Genomic DNA, 15286 nt, shown 5'->3' on the forward strand with positions numbered 1-15286 from the left:
TTTGCGATGTGAGACATTAACCATCTCTTTTTAAGATGATAAGATCAACTGCATTGTCATATTGAGAAGAAAAATATGAACCACACCACATTACTGATCTTTAAACTGGTGGCCGAAACGCAAAGCGTCACTCAGGCGGCGAAACAACTTGGTCGCGCGCAATCCAATATCACCACGCGCATTCAGCAGCTTGAAGAGGAGCTGGAAGTCGAGCTTTTCGTGCGCGGAAACAAGAAGATGCTGCTTTCACCCGCCGGACAAAACTTTCTCAGCTACGCGCGGCGAATTTTAAGCCTTGCCGAAGAGGCCAAACTGGCGCTGCACCCGGCACGGCCCGCGGGGACGTTAAAACTCGGCGCGATGGAAGCCTGCGCCGCCAGCCGCCTGCCGGCCATATTGCCTTTGTTTCAGCAACGCTGTCCGGACGCCGACCTGACATTGCGTACCATGCCCACCCGTCAGCTGACTGAACTGGTCGAAAACGCAACGCTGGACTGCGCGCTGGTTTCACTGCCGGCCGGTCCTGACGGCAGCCTTCAATGCCCACAAACGCTTGAATATCTACCGCTTTTCATCGAACAGCTGGTCCTGATCGCCCCTGTTGATGGGCGCGACTACCGCTTTGCCGCCTTCCCGGCAGGATGTTCCTACCGCCAGCGCGGCATCGAATATCTGCAGCAGACGGGAACGCACGTGGACATCGTCGATGTCAGCTCCTATCACGCGATGATGGCCAACGTCGCCACCGGTCGCTACGCCTGTTTGCTCCCGGAAAGCGTCCTGGCCCTGCTCACGCTGCCCGCAGGCTGCCAGACGCAATACGTGACCCAGGCCGCCACCCAGCTTATCTGGCGCCGCGGGTATGTGTCGCCTATTCTCGACGCCCTGCGCCAGTTATTGCTGACGCCGGCCACAGGCAACCAGCCCGGCGGCTCCCAGCAACACGCCGCTGGCCGTCAATAGTGAAGGATTAAACGATCCCGTCAGGCTGTATAACCCATCGGCGACCAGCGGCCCGATTATCTGCCCGACGCCGTAAGTCGCCGTGAGCGCAGCAATCATATTAAATTTTACCGCCTGATTTAGCCGCTTGCCCTCTGACAAGGCAATGGTTACCGTCCCAAGGAAGGTCGCCCCAACCAGCAGCGCGCTCAACAGACAAAAGGTGAATGAGTGGCTCCATGCCGGTAAGGCCACGCCGAAGGCCTGAATAACGAGATTGCTACAAAATGCCCGCTGATAGCCAATTTTTAGTACAAGTTGGTGCCAGATAAAACAGGAAGGTACCGCCGCGAGACCAAATACCGCCCACAGGTGCACCGGGTCGATACCCGATAGCGCGCCGTGCAAAAACAGCGGCAAATAGGTCGCGGTGATGATGTAGCCGAAACCCGCGAGGCCATAAATCAGCAGCAATTTTACCGCATCGCTCGTGCGCCCATTGTCGCTCGGCATCGCTGTTGCGGCCCCGCGGTGTAACGCCAGCAGCGAATCCGCCGGGCTTAATAATCCGCGCAAGGCGCATAAAAACAGCACCGTCGCCGTGATGGCGCACAGTAGCCAGATTTGCTGACTGCTAAACGCCAGCGCTTTACCGGCGGCAATAAACTCCGCCGATAAAAAGATCCCCATCCCGACACCGGCAAACAGTACCGGCGCGCCGTTATGATGTTTCATATGCTGCAGTAGCCATAACGAGGCGGAGATAAGCGTTACCGCACTGAGTACCCCGGCCAACCCGCGCAGGATAATGATAGCCAGCGGCGAACGCAGCCAGGCCAGTAGCGCCAGACAAATTAGGGTCAGAATGACCGAGACAATATTCATTCTGGTCGCCTGCTCCGGCTTTGCCTTCGCCAGCAACAATGCTCCCAGCAGGTATCCGGCATAATTAGCGGAGGCGGCCAGATTACCCTGACGCAGCGTCAGGATCTGATCGCTTAACATCACCGGCAGGATCCCGGTGAAGGCGAAGCGGCCGTAACCCATACCAATCATTAATACCGTCGCCCCTGCCAGCGCTAATAAGAAAGCGTTTATCTGCGGCCTGATTTGTCGCATCTCCGTTACCCCTTGCAAAATTAATCTCAAAAAGAGAATATCATTTAATTTTAATTCTCTTTTTATTATGAAATAGCATAATGCGCCGAGCAAGTCGTCGCGCTAAGGCAAAGAGTAAAAGCACCAACCGCAAGATACTTCGATTAGAGACGAAGGATGGTTGTCAGGAGCAAATGGTCGTTAAACGCCGTACTCGATAATGGGCCGCATTATCTTCAGCGCGGCGCTCAGTTTATCGAGACTCGGTGACGCCAGCGCCAGACGTAAAGCATGCGGCACATCACGGCCGACGCTGTACGGTTCGGCGGTGGAAATAGCGATATTCATGGTTAGCAGCTGTTTCACGACGCGATCGGCGCGGATCTCCTCGCCCAACGGCAGCCAAAGGAACCAGGCATTTTCATTGCCAATCATTGGTAAGCCAGCCAACGCCTGACGGGCGATGGCCTGCCGCTGCCGCGCATCTGCGCGCATTATAGTTTCGAGTCGGGCCAGCGTCCCATCCTGGATCCAGCCGCAGACCAGCGCCGTCGTTAAAGCCGGCGTATTCCAGCTGGTGGCGCGGATCGTCCGCTCTATCGCCGGCATTAACCCCTCGCGGCATACCACCATGCCAACCCGTAAACCGGTGGCGATGTTTTTTGAAAAACCGCACACATAGACCGTACGCTCAGGCGCCAGAGACATCAGCGGCGGCGGCGCGTTGTCAATCAACCATGCATAGGCGGCATCCTCAATGAGGAACAAATCGAACTGGCGGGCAATATCAACCAGTTGACTACGCTGCGCCAGATTCATTACCCAGCCGAGAGGGTTATGCAGCGTCGGCATGGTGTAAATCGCTTTTACCCGCCGTTTTTCACACAGGCTGCGGAGCATATCGAGATCCGGCCCTTGTGTTGTGTGCGGGATAGCAACCAGTTCAAGTTGATAGAGCCTGGCGAGGGCGCGAAATCCCGGATAGGTCAACGCATCTGCCGCAACCACGTCGCCGGGACGCAGCAGGCCGCCGAGCGTGACCGCCAGCCCATGCTGAGCGCCGTTAACGATAGCGACCTGCCCGGCGCTGGCCGCAATACCCTGTCTGTTAAGATGCTGGGCCACTATTTCCCGTTCGCTCATGCGTCCGGCGTGCGGTTGATAGCGTAACAACGCCTCCAGATCGCCCGCGCCAGATAGCTTTTTTAAGGCCTCGCGCAGGAGAACGGTTTGTTCCGGCAACGCCGGAGAGTTGAAATTAAGATCGATCATATCCGGGGCAATGGCGTGCTGATCGACACCCAGCCCCGGCGGCAAGCTCAGTTCACGCACAAAAGTGCCGCGTCCCGTTTCACCGCTGACCAGCCCCATTAACGCCAGTTCACTGTAGACCCGCGTCGCGGTAGCCAGAGAAATTCCATGTTCAACGACCAATTGCCGATGGGTCGGCAGTTGGCTGCCAGCCGCCAGCGCACCGCTGCGGATTGCTGCCGCATAGCGATCAACCAGAGATTTATAGCGGTTTTTCATCGTCATTGTATCCATGACAATTATTTGATTGTCATGAATTGTGCGACCTACTATCGACCCGGTCAACCACCTTAACTATCACTACAAAGAGGTCTCACGTGCACAACCGTCGCGCTTCCACTTCCATATCCGGTTGGATAAACGGCTTTATCGGCGTCGCTATTTTTAGCGGCTCGCTACCCGCCACCCGCATCGCCGTGCAGGAATTCGATCCTTTTTTCCTGACTTTCTGTCGTGGTGCGATTGCCGGTGTGCTTGCGCTGGGCCTGATCTGGCTTTTACGCCTGCCGCGCCCGCAAGCGGGACAATGGCGTTCACTGGCGCTGGTTGCCGGCGGCGTGGTCATCGGCTTTCCGCTGCTGACGGCGCTGGCGCTACAGCGGGTGACATCCGCACACTCAATTGTTTTTATTGGGTTATTGCCGCTGGCGACGGCGATTTTCGCGGTGATCCGCGGTGGTGAGAGACCGCGCCCTGCCTTTTGGGGATTCTCGCTGCTGGGCAGCGTGCTGGTGGCCAGTTTCGCGCTGGCCGGTAATGCCGGGATCTCCGTCGCGGGCGATCTGCTAATGCTGGCGGCGGTAGTGGTCTGCGGATTGGGTTATGCCGAGGGGGGGCGCCTCACCCGAGAGCTTGGCGGGCTGGCGGTCATCTGTTGGGCGCTGCTCCTGTCCCTACCCCTGATGTTGATAGCCTGCGGCTTAACGCTTCCCGTCAGCTTCAGTGGTATCAGTGCGTCTGCATGGACGGCGCTGGCCTATGTCTCGTTATTCAGCATGCTGGTAGGCTTTATCTTCTGGTATCGGGGACTGGCAATCGGCGGTATTGCGGCGGTCGGTCAACTCCAGCTATTGCAGCCCTTTTTCGGCCTGGCGCTGGCGGCGCTGCTCCTTCATGAAGCAGTGAGCCCGTTGATGGTAGTCGTCACGCTTGGCATCATTTTCTGCGTGATCGGTTCGAAGCGCTTTGCCCGTTAAAATAGTCGGCATCCTGATTTGAGGCGCGCTCCTCTCTCAGGCTGTCTTCTATCAATTAAACTGTGGCGCAACCGAATGGCCGCAGGCGCTGTTAGCATCAATGGTGTCGTTCATGCAGGTTTGCGAATCAAGGCCCTGACCAGGCGCCATCCCCGAGGATGATGAGGAACCTCCTGAACAGGCGGATGCTGCAAAAACAATGAGCAATATAAGTAATTTTTTCATCGCGATGACCTCCGGGAAGCAAATAGATTGCCGTGCTCCATCCTAAGACTGGCCACTCATCCATTTCCCTTTCAAACTCAGGTATCACTCTAAAAAATAATATGGGCGTTATTTATCATCTGTATAGCTATATTATCGGTCATTTTGCCAATAAATGAACCGAGCGTTGGCATAAAATGCTCGCCCGCTCGCCGGAGTCGCCGCGCTTGCGCTATGCTTATCCTCCCTTTCGTTTTAAACACTTAGCGTTATGACCACTTCTGTTAGCACCACTCAGCTTAACCTGCGTATTATTTCCATCGTGGTTTTCACCTGTATCTGCTATCTCTCCATCGGCCTGCCGCTGGCGGTGCTTCCCGGCTACATCCACTATCAGCTCGGGTACAGTACGCTAATCGCCGGAGTCGTTATCAGCCTGCAGTACATTTCAACGCTCGTAAGTCGACCTCACGCTGGCCGCTATACCGATATCTGGGGGCCGAAAAAGGTCGTTAGCCTCGGCATCATCTGCTGCATGTTAAGCGGAGTCTTCACCCTCGCGGCGGTGATATTGCAAGCTATACCGCTTCTCGCCGTCAGTGCCCTGTTGATTGGCCGGGTTTTCCTCGGCGTGGGAGAAAGCTTTACCGCCACCGGGGCGACGTTATGGGGCATTAAAACCGTTGGCGCGATTCACACCTCGCGGGTGATTTCATGGAATGGCGTCGCGACCTACGTGGCAATGGCCGTCGGCGCGCCGCTGGGGGTGATGCTCAATAGCTATTTTGGCATCAGCGGTTTTGCCGTAGTGGTAGTGCTGGTTGCGCTAATTGGCCTGCTGTTTGCCCGCACGCGACAGGATGTCAGCGTAACCGCCGGAGTGAGAGCGCCATTCCATGTGGTAGTGCGCAGGATCTGGCCCTACGGGCTGGGGCTGGCGCTGGGTACCGTCGGCTTTGGCGTCATCGCCACCTTTATCACCCTCTATTTTTCGGCTCACCACTGGCAAGGCGCTGCATTCACGCTCTCTCTCTTCAGCATCGGTTTTATTTGTATACGCCTGATCCTTGGCAACACCATTACCCGCTACGGCGGCGTGCCGGTGTCGCTTGTCTGCTTCGTAGTGGAGTGTCTTGGATTATTGATTATCTGGCAGGCGCCGTCGGCGTGGGTCGCCGGTATTGGCGCATTCCTCACCGGTTCTGGTTTCTCGCTGGTCTTCCCGGCGCTGGGCGTCGAGGCGGTGAAACAGGTAGAAGAACAAAACCAGGGTACGGCGCTAGGCACCTATTCAGCCTTTCTCGATTTGGCGCTGGGTTTGACCGGCCCGGTTGCCGGTTGGGTGGCGGGTTATTATGCGCTCGATACGCTATATCTGCTGGCCGCGGTAGTGGTCGCCATGGCATTTATCCTGCTACTTCGGGTTCGTCGAGGGATCTGAAGCTCAGTGTAACTACAACTCGCGTTAAGCCTGTTTTTGATTTTCAGAAAAAACAGCGGGGAATCCTTACAAATAGTAGGTATTATGACCATACCCCATCCCAGAATAAAAGGAATTATGGATGAATCCCTGTTACAGGACTTTGCTGACCGGTGTCGTTCTGCTGCTTACCGGCTCTCCCGTCGCATTTGCAGGCACTATCGAAGCCATCAACCATACCAAATGGGCGATTAATCATTTCAGCGTTAACGGACAGTCCGGTCTGGATGCCATAGGCCCCTTTCAGGGGGGAGGCGGCGGGTGCTGTTACCGCGCGCCGCCGTCATGGAAACCCGGCCTGACAGTCAGAGTGGATTGGGAAACAGGTCTGGGTAGCACTCTTGATATGACAGAACCCAAACCCATCCCACCTAATACCACAGGGATGTCTCAAAAAGACAGAAATCGTGCCTGGGATGAGTACAGTGCTAAAAATAGGGAATGGTTCGCAAAAATCAGGCGGATGAAAAAACAGCATTCACGCATCGTGCCACTCCCGCCCTATACCTCCACAGACAAAACCTGCGGCATCACCGTGCATTTCCAGCCCTGTGACCAGGTAAAAGTCACAACAAGCTGCGCCGATTACGGCAGTCCGGCTTATCCGGTTAAAGACCCCATTCAGATGAAGGAGCCCGCCGTATGTCCGAAGTGAATAGTGCGCCGGTCTGGTATCCACCATCTTTCCCGGAGCAGGGACGCCTTCCCTCTGTTGCCTCTTTGACCGGGAAAAACTGTCACCAGCAGGACAGTCAGGAGCGGGCTTACCATAACGAACTCTGTCTCGCCGCAAACCGCCTGGTCGCGCCGCCCTGCTGCAAAACCCTGCATATCAGCGTGTTCTTTGACGGTACCGGCAACAACCTCAATCACGACCTCAACATCGCAGACCCCAAACACCCCACCAATATCGCCCGCCTTTTTCGTGCCACCGTAGGACAAGGCTATGCCGCCGGGCTCGGAAATAATAATTCAGCTCTGACGGACCTGCCGGACACGGCCGGCAACAAGTATTATAAGTACTATATGCCCGGTATCGGCACCCCGTTCCCGGAGATTATGGATCTCGATTTCACCATGGGCGGGCTGGCCTTTGCCTCTCACGGGGAAGACAGGATTAACTGGGGACTACTGCGCATCATTGATGCGCTGCGACGTACCACCGGACTCGGTAAAATGGACGACGGAGAATGCTGGTCATCGGTGCAGGCTATGTCCACCACCATGATGTCCTTCGGGCTGACCGGCGGCAGTAACCGCTATAACGAGTTTCAGCGCCTTCTTAAATCTCCACCGCTGCACAGCAGACTGAAAGTGGCGCTTAATCCCGGGGGCCCCGGACAAATGAAGCTACTGGGCATTAAGCTGTATATTTACGGTTTTTCGCGGGGTGCGGCGGCAGCACGCGCCTTTGTCAGCTGGCTCAGCGAACTGCTTCCCGCCCCGAAGGAAGGCCAGGATAAACCGGAGCAGTGCCTGATGTCTGGCGACCTTAAAATCCCTCTCAGCGTTGAGTTTCTCGGTCTGCTCGATACTGTCGCATCCGTCGGAATACCGCATATCGCCCCGGTTGCCGAAGGGCATATGGGCTGGGCTGACGGCAATCAGGCACTGCCGGAGGAAAAAAGATACGGCGGACTGATAAAGCACGGTGTACATCTGGTTTCTGCTCACGAGCAGCGTCTGTGCTTTCCGCTGGACTCCATCCGCCGCACCGATGGCTCCTATCCGGCCCGCTGCGTCGAGGTACTCTATCCGGGCATGCACTCCGACCTCGGCGGCGGCTATCCACCGGGGGACCAGGGCAAGGCGAACGGGCCGGATGATGCCCTGCTGCTGTCACAGATTGCCCTACATGACATGTATGCCGCCGCTTTCGCCGCTGGCGCCCCTCTTAAGGTTCCCCTTGAAGCCATCCCTGACGCGCTGAAAAAAGACCAGTGGCGGGCATTGCCGCCGGATGTACAGGATGAGTTTATCATTGAGTCTCTAATGGTGCGTCGCTTTAATGCCTGGCGTACCCTGACCCTGAACCTCGCCTCATTAGAAGAGGATATCAGCCCGGAGCAGGCCTCTCAGTTCACACCTGCGCTAGCACCAATTCCCCTGGAAAAGGCTATGGAAACCCAGGTCGCCTGGCTTACCACCTGGCGCATCGGGCGTTACGCCACAGGAACCTATAAAACACAGCGCTTTTACCTCGATGCCGCCGCCAGCGGCCTGGATGCCGACAGTGACCCGGAAGTCCGCAAAGCCCATGAACAGGAGCGGGAAGACAAACAGAAGGCCGTGGAAGATGACCGCAAAAACGAGTTAATCAAGGCGCCAAAAAACAGTTTTATCCTTCTACCTCAGGGACCGAAAGACTTCGATGCAATGCTCGGTCAGACCCAGCTGCGACAGGGTGCTGAAGAATTCAGGGAGGATTACCGGGAACTGCGGCGGGACAGTACTCAATCATGGTATTACGAACCCCTTTACGCCCTTAAAAATACCCTGTACCTGCTGAACACCGACGATGAATACGCGGAGTGGATGCGCATGAAGACTGCCGGCGAATCCCGGCTGAAAGTGCTGTTTCCTGACACCGGCGAAGCTGTCAATACAGACCGGCCCGCCAGTCTTGTCCGAGCATTGTTTGACGATCAGATCCATGATTCACGGGCTTGGTTCATGCACAATGCCTTTGGCTCCCGTGAACCCTGGGGCGGTTACTTCCGTTACCGGATGGTCTATTTCGGCAACAACTGCAACAAATCACTTTCCCCCCTTATTGTGGCCGGCTGGGTGGTGGGCGCCGCCACGTTGGCGGGTGGCGTGGCTCTCGCCATCAGGCAAAAAAGCGTTCAGGGGAAAATACTGGGCGTCGCCGGTGCCTTCGGTGCCATCAGTCTGGAAGTTGAAGCGATCGATATTCTGTCCGGGAAACCGATCCCCATGCTACCTGGCTCAGAACTGCTGAGAGCCTTCACACAGCAACCGGGGGTGGCTATCGCACAGCAAAAAGCCGCCATGGCAGAGCAGTATCTCGCACAGCATAAAGACGCGATTAACGCCATCTTGCTGGAGCTTGCGCAGGAAACCATAAATTAATCAAAATACAACAGGCCGGGCAGAACGTATGATGTATGCCGATTAATCATGATACTGGTAACAATTTAATCAATAATTGACGACGCTTTAATATCCGTGCCACCATTCCGCGAGCATCCAGTCCTGGATGCCGGGCGGTACGGGTGCAGTGATAGAGGTCGTCAACAAAACGATCCCCCCGTGACCTGGCTCCATTCGACTCGTCGCCTGATGCGGCGAGCGGCTTACCCTGGCGGGAAATACCGACATGCATCAAAGTTTCAACCAGCGCGTCCATTTTTACTACTGCATTCTGGTCGCGCTGAAAATCCACGTAAAAACGAAGAAATCGGGCGGAGCGAGAGGAAAAAATAATTTTCTTCTCAAATGGTTACGCAAGGCGCAGGACAACAACATTTTTCATCCGGATATCACCAGCGAAATCGAATGGCTGCGTGGCAAAATCATCCAGGCGGGACACGATACTGACCTTGAGCCGATGCTGGAATTCGTCTATGCCACCGCCCGGCGCGCCGAAATGCTCAAAGATGCCGACTGACCCTTATTAAGCTAGTTGCAAAATATCGCCGGTGGCCGGTGCCTGTGCGCCGGCGAGCCACAGTTTTCCCCAGGCGCCGGTACAGTGACAGGCCATAATTTTCTCCACCTGCAGCTGCTGTAAGTAACTCCTGACCTGCCAGACCCTGGCGACAGATGCGGCGCGCAGGTGTAGCCCGCCGATCAACGCGTGGACCCGCTCGATGCCGGTGATATTCTGACAATGCCGCACGATGTTCTCTACTCCGCGATGTCCGCAGCCGCAGATGATGACCAGACCGTGGTCGGAGAGATAAATAAGGACGCCTTCATCGACGATATAATCAGGCGTCAACGGCGTACTGGCTAAAATGCCAAAGGATTGCGGACGGTTTACCACGATCTCGCCGGACCACAACAGACGTTCGCTGATGGCAAACGGCTGCCGGTAGCATTCCATGCGAAAGCGGGAATAGTCGAGCTCAAGCGAGAGTTTTTTGATTTTGCGTACGTGCCGGCCAAGGCTGATAGCGGCATAGCGCGGTTGGGCAAGCCGTGGATGACAGATAATTCGACTCTCCTCCGGCAGCCAGGGGACGCCGCCGCAGTGATCGTAGTGGCCGTGTGATAATACCGTCGCGGTCAAATTCTCCAGTTTAATCCCCATCCGCTGCGCATTCTCAAGAAAACTGCCGTCCGGGCCGGTATCAAACAGCACTTTGCTGGTTTCATCTTCAATGAGCAGGCTGAGCCCGGCTTTGGCTATCAACGCCGGATCGGCGTGCGCCGCAAGGCGATTTTCCAGTAATACCCTGATGGTTAAGGCCATTATATCATTCATCCCTGTTATATATGCACGACCAGTGTAACGAAGAAACCCTGCAATCTGTGTGATGAGCGCCGCACCCTTCACCCCCAAAAAAGTGACACCGTCACTAAAAAACAGCTTCACAACCGCGCTACGTCCTCTATGCTGATGAACGCGGAACATTAATCTGAGGTCGACTATGGCAGACTGGAATCCCTCGCTGTATCTGAAATTTGCTGATGAGCGTACCCGACCGGCGGCTGAGCTCACGGCGCGTATTGCGCAACAGCCGGTAAAGCTGGCAGTCGATCTGGGCTGCGGCCCCGGTAACAGCACTGCCTTGCTGCGCGCTACCTGGCCTGAAGCACGAATTATCGGCGTTGATAATTCCGTCGCCATGCTGGAACAGGCGACGCAAGCGCTTCCCGATTGCGAATTCGTTACGGCGAATATCGAAGACTGGTATTCCGCAGAGCGGGTTGACCTGATTTATGCCAATGCCTCTTTGCAATGGCTTACAGACCATCAAACGCTGTTACCACGGCTGGCCGGTCAGTTAAGCGATGGCGGCGTTCTGGCGGTTCAGATGCCGGATAACTGGCAAGAGCCCTCTCATACTCTGATGCGTCAGGTTGCTGAAGAACTGGGATTTCCGGAAAGCGGCCGACAGCCGCTCCCCAGCGTCCAGCAGTATTACGACTTGCTGACCCACAGCGGCTGCGAGGTAGACATCTGGCGCACCACCTATTATCACCCTCTGGAGTCGCACCAGGCGATCGTTGACTGGCTGCAGGCGACCGGTCTGCGCCCGTATCTGCAAAATCTTGATGAAGCAGAAAAGAAGGTGTTTTTAGAGCGTTATCTGACGCTGTTACAGCAACACTATCCGTTACAGTGTAACGGAAAGGTGCTGTTATTGTTCCCGCGGCTGTTTATTGTCGCGCGACGCCTGGTTAACGCCTCGTCGCCAGTTCGACCTCAACGTTAAGCGCATTCAGTTGATTTACCACGCTGCTACTCAGCCCGTCATCGCTGATGATGACATCAAGTTCGCTCAGCGGCAGGATCAGGTAATTCGCCATTTTTCCGTATTTTGATGAATCGCTGAGCAGGATACATTTTTCACTCACCTTCGCGACGGTCTGTTTCACGATGGCTTTATTTTCGTTAGGCGTCGACAGACCGCGTAAATTCCACGATGACGCTGAAATAAACGCGACATCGATAAACAGATTCTCTAACATTTTCGCCGTCAGGTGGCCAACGGCTGACTGATTTTCACGACATAGACGCCCGCCGGTATGAATCAATTCACACTGCCCGCGTTCAATCATCAAATTGGCAATGGCAAAATCATTGGTGATGATAAGCAAATCCTTGCGCTCAACCAGGTTTTCAGCCAACGCCAGCGTCGTGGTCCCGGCATCCAGATAGACGGTGCTATTCGCCGGAATGTGCTTAAGCGCCGCCAGGCCAATAGCTTCCTTTTCCTGTGGGAACATCAGAGTCTTATCGCGATGCGAAGGTTCATTCAGCAAGCGGGTTCGTTGCGGCAGGGCCACGCCCCCTGATACGCTGGCCAGCACGTTAAGCTGCTCCAGGCGCTGAATATCGCGCCGGATCGTCATATGCGACACGCCCAGCGCCTCGACCAGTTCGACGACGCTGACCACCCCTTTGTCTTTAATGATTTCCAGTATCTTCTCTTGTCTTTCCAACGGCAGCATCGATTTCTCCTGATGGTGTCTCGTCATCTCATATTTTCACATTTTATCACATTCAGATGGGCTGTACATCGGATTGACAGCGCCACGTGATGTGAAAAATAGATAATAAATGTTATTTAATGTGATCACTGTCGCTGTATTCATCATCTGAATCATTGATATTAACATTTAACAACAGATAGTACCGTAAATTAACACTTGCTGTATGAAGAGGACTGGATATGAGAGCAGGCATAATTGCCGATGATTTTACCGGCGCGACGGATATCGCCAGTTTTCTGGCCAATAACGGAATAGCGACCAGCCTGTTTAGCGGCGTCCCAGGAGAAGATTACCTGGGTGATGCTCGCGCATTAGTCGTGAGTCTGAAATCACGTTCTGTTCCAGCCAAAGAATCTGTGACACTGTCACTTAATGCGCTGCACTGGTTGCAACAACAGGGGTGCGATCGTTTTTATTTTAAGTACTGCTCCACCTTCGATAGCACGATCGCGGGGAATATCGGTCCGGTCACCGATGCCTTAATGGATGCGCTGGGCGTCGCAACCACGGTGATCTCTCCGGCTTTGCCCATTAACGGTCGTACGGTGTATCAGGGACATTTATTCGTTGAAGATCGCCTGCTCCAGGAATCCGGTATGCGCAATCATCCGGTCAATCCCATGGATGACAGCGATCTGCGACGTTTAATGGAACGTCAGTCACGCGGAACATGCGCCCTTATCAATGCTCAGATGCTGGAGTCCGGCGAGGCGGCCGTGCGCGACGGCATCCAAACCCTATCCGCCGCGGGCTATCGCTATATCGCACTGGACGCATTAAACGATAAACATCTGCAAATTCAGGGACAAGCGCTGCACGATATGAAGCTGGTTACCGGGGGATCCGGCTTAGCCGCCGGTCTCGCGCGCTGCTGGGCCAACGCCACGGCGCCTTCCCTTCCCTTTAGCGTCACCACGCCAGCGGCCAGTACGGTAGTATTATCCGGCTCCTGTTCTATGAGAACTCAGGCGCAGGTGGAAAAATACCGCCAACTGGCGCCATCGCTGGCCGTAGACGTGGCAGGTTTGCTGGATAAACGTTGGAAGCTTGATGAGTACTGCGTCCAGATCGTTGAATGGCTGAAAAAGCAGTCCAACGCGGACATGGCGCCTATGATTTATGCCACCACTTCGGTCGCCGAACTGCACAACATCCAGCAACGCTATGGCGCCGAGCCAAGCCGGTTGATTGTTGAGGCGCTGTTTTCTCTGTTGGCAAAACAACTTGTGCAGCAAGGCGTCAGCCGGTTCATCGTCGCTGGTGGAGAAACCTCCGGCGCGGTAACGCAAGCGCTGGAGCTTCGCCATTTCGCTATTGGCGCCGCGGTCTCACCCGGCGTGCCGTGGATTAAGGCAGATTCCCGACCGCTTTTCTTGCTGCTCAAATCGGGTAATTTTGGCGATGACAATTTCTTTGCTCGCGCGCAGTCCGCGGAGGTTTGCGCATGAACGAGTCATCCTTACGCCAACAGATGGTGGCTATCGCACGCTCTTTCTTTCAACGCGGCTACGCAACCGGTTCGGCGGGCAATCTTTCCGTCCAGCTTGCTGACGGCACGATTCTGGCCACCCCGACAGGCTCCTGTCTTGGCGAGCTTAACGCCGAAGAATTGTCGCACGTGACCCTGAGCGGTGAATTGCTCTCGGGGTTAAAACCCTCAAAAGAGGTGAGTTTTCATCTCGCGCTGTACCGCAACAATCCTCAGTGTCGCGCCGTCGTCCATCTGCATTGCCACTACCTGACGGCTTTATCCTGCCTGCAGGATCTGGATCCGGCTAATACCCTGCCGGCCTGCACGCCGTATGTGGTCATGCGGGTAGGTGAAATACCGCTTGTCCCCTATTTCCGCCCAGGCGATCCGCAGATTGGCCAATGGCTCGGCGAACGCGCCGCGCAGCATAAGGCTTTTTTGCTGGCTAATCATGGTCCGGTGGTGGTGGGTAAATCGCTTCGCGATGCCGCCGACAATCTGGAAGAGATGGAAGCGTCCGCCCGCCTGTTCTTCACGTTGAAAAACAGCCCGGTGAACTATCTCGATCATCAACAAATGACTGTGCTTCGAGGAATGCAATAATGTTGAAACTTGCTGCCAATTTATCGATGTTATTCGGCGAAAATCCGCTTCTGGAGCGCTTCTCCCTGGCGGCTAGTGCCGGTTTTAACGCCGTGGAGATGTGGTTCCCCTATGAATATCCCGTAGCGACCGTCGCCCACGAATTAGAGAAACATCACCTCAAGCTTATCGGCATCAATACTCCGGCAGGCGATACCGCACGCGGCGAATGGGGGTTATCGGCTTTACCCGGCCGTGAACAGGAAGCCCGCAAAGCCATTGATTTAGCTATTCATTATGCTGCAGCTCTGCAGTGCCCGGCGATACACGTTATGGCGGGCGTCACCGAAGGGTTCGACCGGCAGCAATGTGCTAACACGTTTATTGACAACGTACGCTACGCGGCGGATCGAGCCAAACCGCATAACATCACCATTCTGCTTGAAGGTTTATCGCCCGCCACCCGTCCGGGATATTTATTTTCCAGCCAATATCAGGCGATGGAATATATTCACCAGGCGGACCGCGATAATATTCGACTGCAGCTTGATATTTTCCACGCCCAGCAGGTCGATGGCAATCTAACTTATTTATTGAAAAACTTTAAAGAGTATATCGGCCATATCCAGATCGCATCTGTACCGGCGCGCCAGGAACCGATTGACGGCGAAGTGGATTATCAATGGATATTCGCCGTACTCGAGCAGGAAAAATATGAGGGTTACGTCGCCGCAGAATATAGTCCACGCGCCGGGACACAAGCCGGACTGCGCTGGGCGCAACCTTGGTTAAATAACTAAAAATCACATAATATCA

15 protein-coding genes are annotated in these 15286 nt (G+C 55.1%); 10 read left to right on the plus strand and 5 right to left on the minus strand.

Translation table 11 applies throughout. The features are described 5' to 3' along the window. Positions 1-75: 75 nt before the first annotated feature. Complete coding sequence (locus tag ABLV66_RS12885) at positions 76-963, plus strand: LysR family transcriptional regulator (RefSeq protein WP_047048199.1); 888 nt, start codon at positions 76-78, stop codon at positions 961-963. Here ABLV66_RS12885 and ABLV66_RS12890 read toward each other — a convergent pair. Both ABLV66_RS12890 and ABLV66_RS12895 read right to left on the minus strand, forming a co-directional pair. Next, positions 895-2061, minus strand: a complete 1167-nt coding sequence (locus tag ABLV66_RS12890; RefSeq protein ID WP_348877201.1) for a YbfB/YjiJ family MFS transporter — start codon at positions 2059-2061, stop codon at positions 895-897. The two genes, ABLV66_RS12885 and ABLV66_RS12890, sit on opposite strands and share 69 nt — an antisense overlap. Positions 2062-2241: 180 nt before the next feature. After that, positions 2242-3570: an aminotransferase-like domain-containing protein gene (locus tag ABLV66_RS12895; protein WP_348877214.1), complete on the minus strand. Its 1329-nt coding sequence runs from the start codon at positions 3568-3570 to the stop codon at positions 2242-2244. 98 nt (positions 3571-3668) lie between these two features. On the opposite strand from ABLV66_RS12895, the gene ABLV66_RS12900 reads away from it, so the two are divergent. After that, positions 3669-4547, plus strand: a complete 879-nt coding sequence (locus tag ABLV66_RS12900; protein ID WP_289576322.1) for a DMT family transporter — start codon at positions 3669-3671, stop codon at positions 4545-4547. A gap of 51 nt (positions 4548-4598) precedes the next feature. On the opposite strand, the gene ABLV66_RS12905 is transcribed toward ABLV66_RS12900, so the two are convergent. Continuing rightward, entirely contained in the window at positions 4599-4772 is a 174-nt protein-coding gene (locus ABLV66_RS12905) for a hypothetical protein (RefSeq protein ID WP_162184068.1), read from the minus strand. Between the two features lie 250 nt (positions 4773-5022). Here ABLV66_RS12905 and ABLV66_RS12910 point away from each other — a divergent pair, with 250 nt between their 5' ends. The 4 genes from ABLV66_RS12910 to ABLV66_RS12925 all read left to right on the plus strand — a co-directional run bounded on the left by ABLV66_RS12910 (position 5023) and on the right by ABLV66_RS12925 (position 9862). Further along, a complete protein-coding gene (locus tag ABLV66_RS12910) occupies positions 5023-6192 on the plus strand; it encodes an MFS transporter (protein WP_213797254.1) in 1170 nt (389 codons plus the stop codon). A gap of 121 nt (positions 6193-6313) precedes the next feature. Continuing rightward, positions 6314-6886: a Tli1a family immunity protein gene (gene tli1a / locus ABLV66_RS12915; protein WP_047048182.1), complete on the plus strand. Its 573-nt coding sequence runs from the start codon at positions 6314-6316 to the stop codon at positions 6884-6886. Then, positions 6874-9324, plus strand: a complete 2451-nt coding sequence (locus ABLV66_RS12920) for a Tle1 family T6SS lipase effector (RefSeq protein ID WP_047048177.1) — start codon at positions 6874-6876, stop codon at positions 9322-9324. The genes tli1a and ABLV66_RS12920 overlap by 13 nt, the downstream gene beginning before the upstream one ends. Positions 9325-9571: 247 nt before the next feature. Further along, the gene (locus tag ABLV66_RS12925; RefSeq protein ID WP_015366702.1) at positions 9572-9862 is read left to right on the plus strand and encodes a hypothetical protein; all 291 of its coding nucleotides are present in this window, start codon (positions 9572-9574) and stop codon (positions 9860-9862) included. Between the two features lie 6 nt (positions 9863-9868). Here ABLV66_RS12925 and ABLV66_RS12930 read toward each other — a convergent pair whose 3' ends face one another. Continuing rightward, positions 9869-10669 carry an MBL fold metallo-hydrolase gene (locus ABLV66_RS12930; protein ID WP_047079219.1) on the minus strand — a complete coding sequence of 267 codons (801 nt, stop codon included), beginning with the start codon at positions 10667-10669 and terminating at the stop codon, positions 9869-9871. Positions 10670-10847: 178 nt separating this feature from the next. On the opposite strand from ABLV66_RS12930, the gene tam reads away from it, so the two are divergent. Then, positions 10848-11636, plus strand: a complete 789-nt coding sequence (tam, locus tag ABLV66_RS12935; RefSeq protein ID WP_047048173.1) for a trans-aconitate 2-methyltransferase — start codon at positions 10848-10850, stop codon at positions 11634-11636. Here tam and ABLV66_RS12940 read toward each other — a convergent pair. Then, positions 11602-12375: a DeoR family transcriptional regulator gene (locus ABLV66_RS12940; RefSeq protein WP_348877213.1), complete on the minus strand. Its 774-nt coding sequence runs from the start codon at positions 12373-12375 to the stop codon at positions 11602-11604. The two genes, tam and ABLV66_RS12940, sit on opposite strands and share 35 nt — an antisense overlap. Before the next feature lie 221 nt (positions 12376-12596). On the opposite strand from ABLV66_RS12940, the gene otnK reads away from it, so the two are divergent. From otnK to otnI, 3 genes are read left to right on the plus strand one after another with little or no spacing between them, the layout of a single operon-like run. Next, complete coding sequence (gene otnK / locus ABLV66_RS12945) at positions 12597-13865, plus strand: 3-oxo-tetronate kinase (protein WP_348877200.1); 1269 nt, start codon at positions 12597-12599, stop codon at positions 13863-13865. Further along, on the plus strand, positions 13862-14491 hold the full coding sequence (gene otnC / locus ABLV66_RS12950; protein ID WP_045394494.1) for a 3-oxo-tetronate 4-phosphate decarboxylase: 630 nt from the start codon (positions 13862-13864) through the stop codon (positions 14489-14491). The genes otnK and otnC overlap by 4 nt, the downstream gene beginning before the upstream one ends. Next, the gene (gene otnI / locus ABLV66_RS12955) at positions 14491-15270 is read left to right on the plus strand and encodes a 2-oxo-tetronate isomerase (RefSeq protein ID WP_047048168.1); all 780 of its coding nucleotides are present in this window, start codon (positions 14491-14493) and stop codon (positions 15268-15270) included. The genes otnC and otnI overlap by 1 nt, the downstream gene beginning before the upstream one ends. The last annotated feature ends 16 nt before the right edge of the window (positions 15271-15286 follow it).

This window comes from Klebsiella sp. CN_Kp073 (assembly GCF_040065495.2).
Classification (GTDB): domain Bacteria; phylum Pseudomonadota; class Gammaproteobacteria; order Enterobacterales; family Enterobacteriaceae; genus Klebsiella; species Klebsiella aerogenes.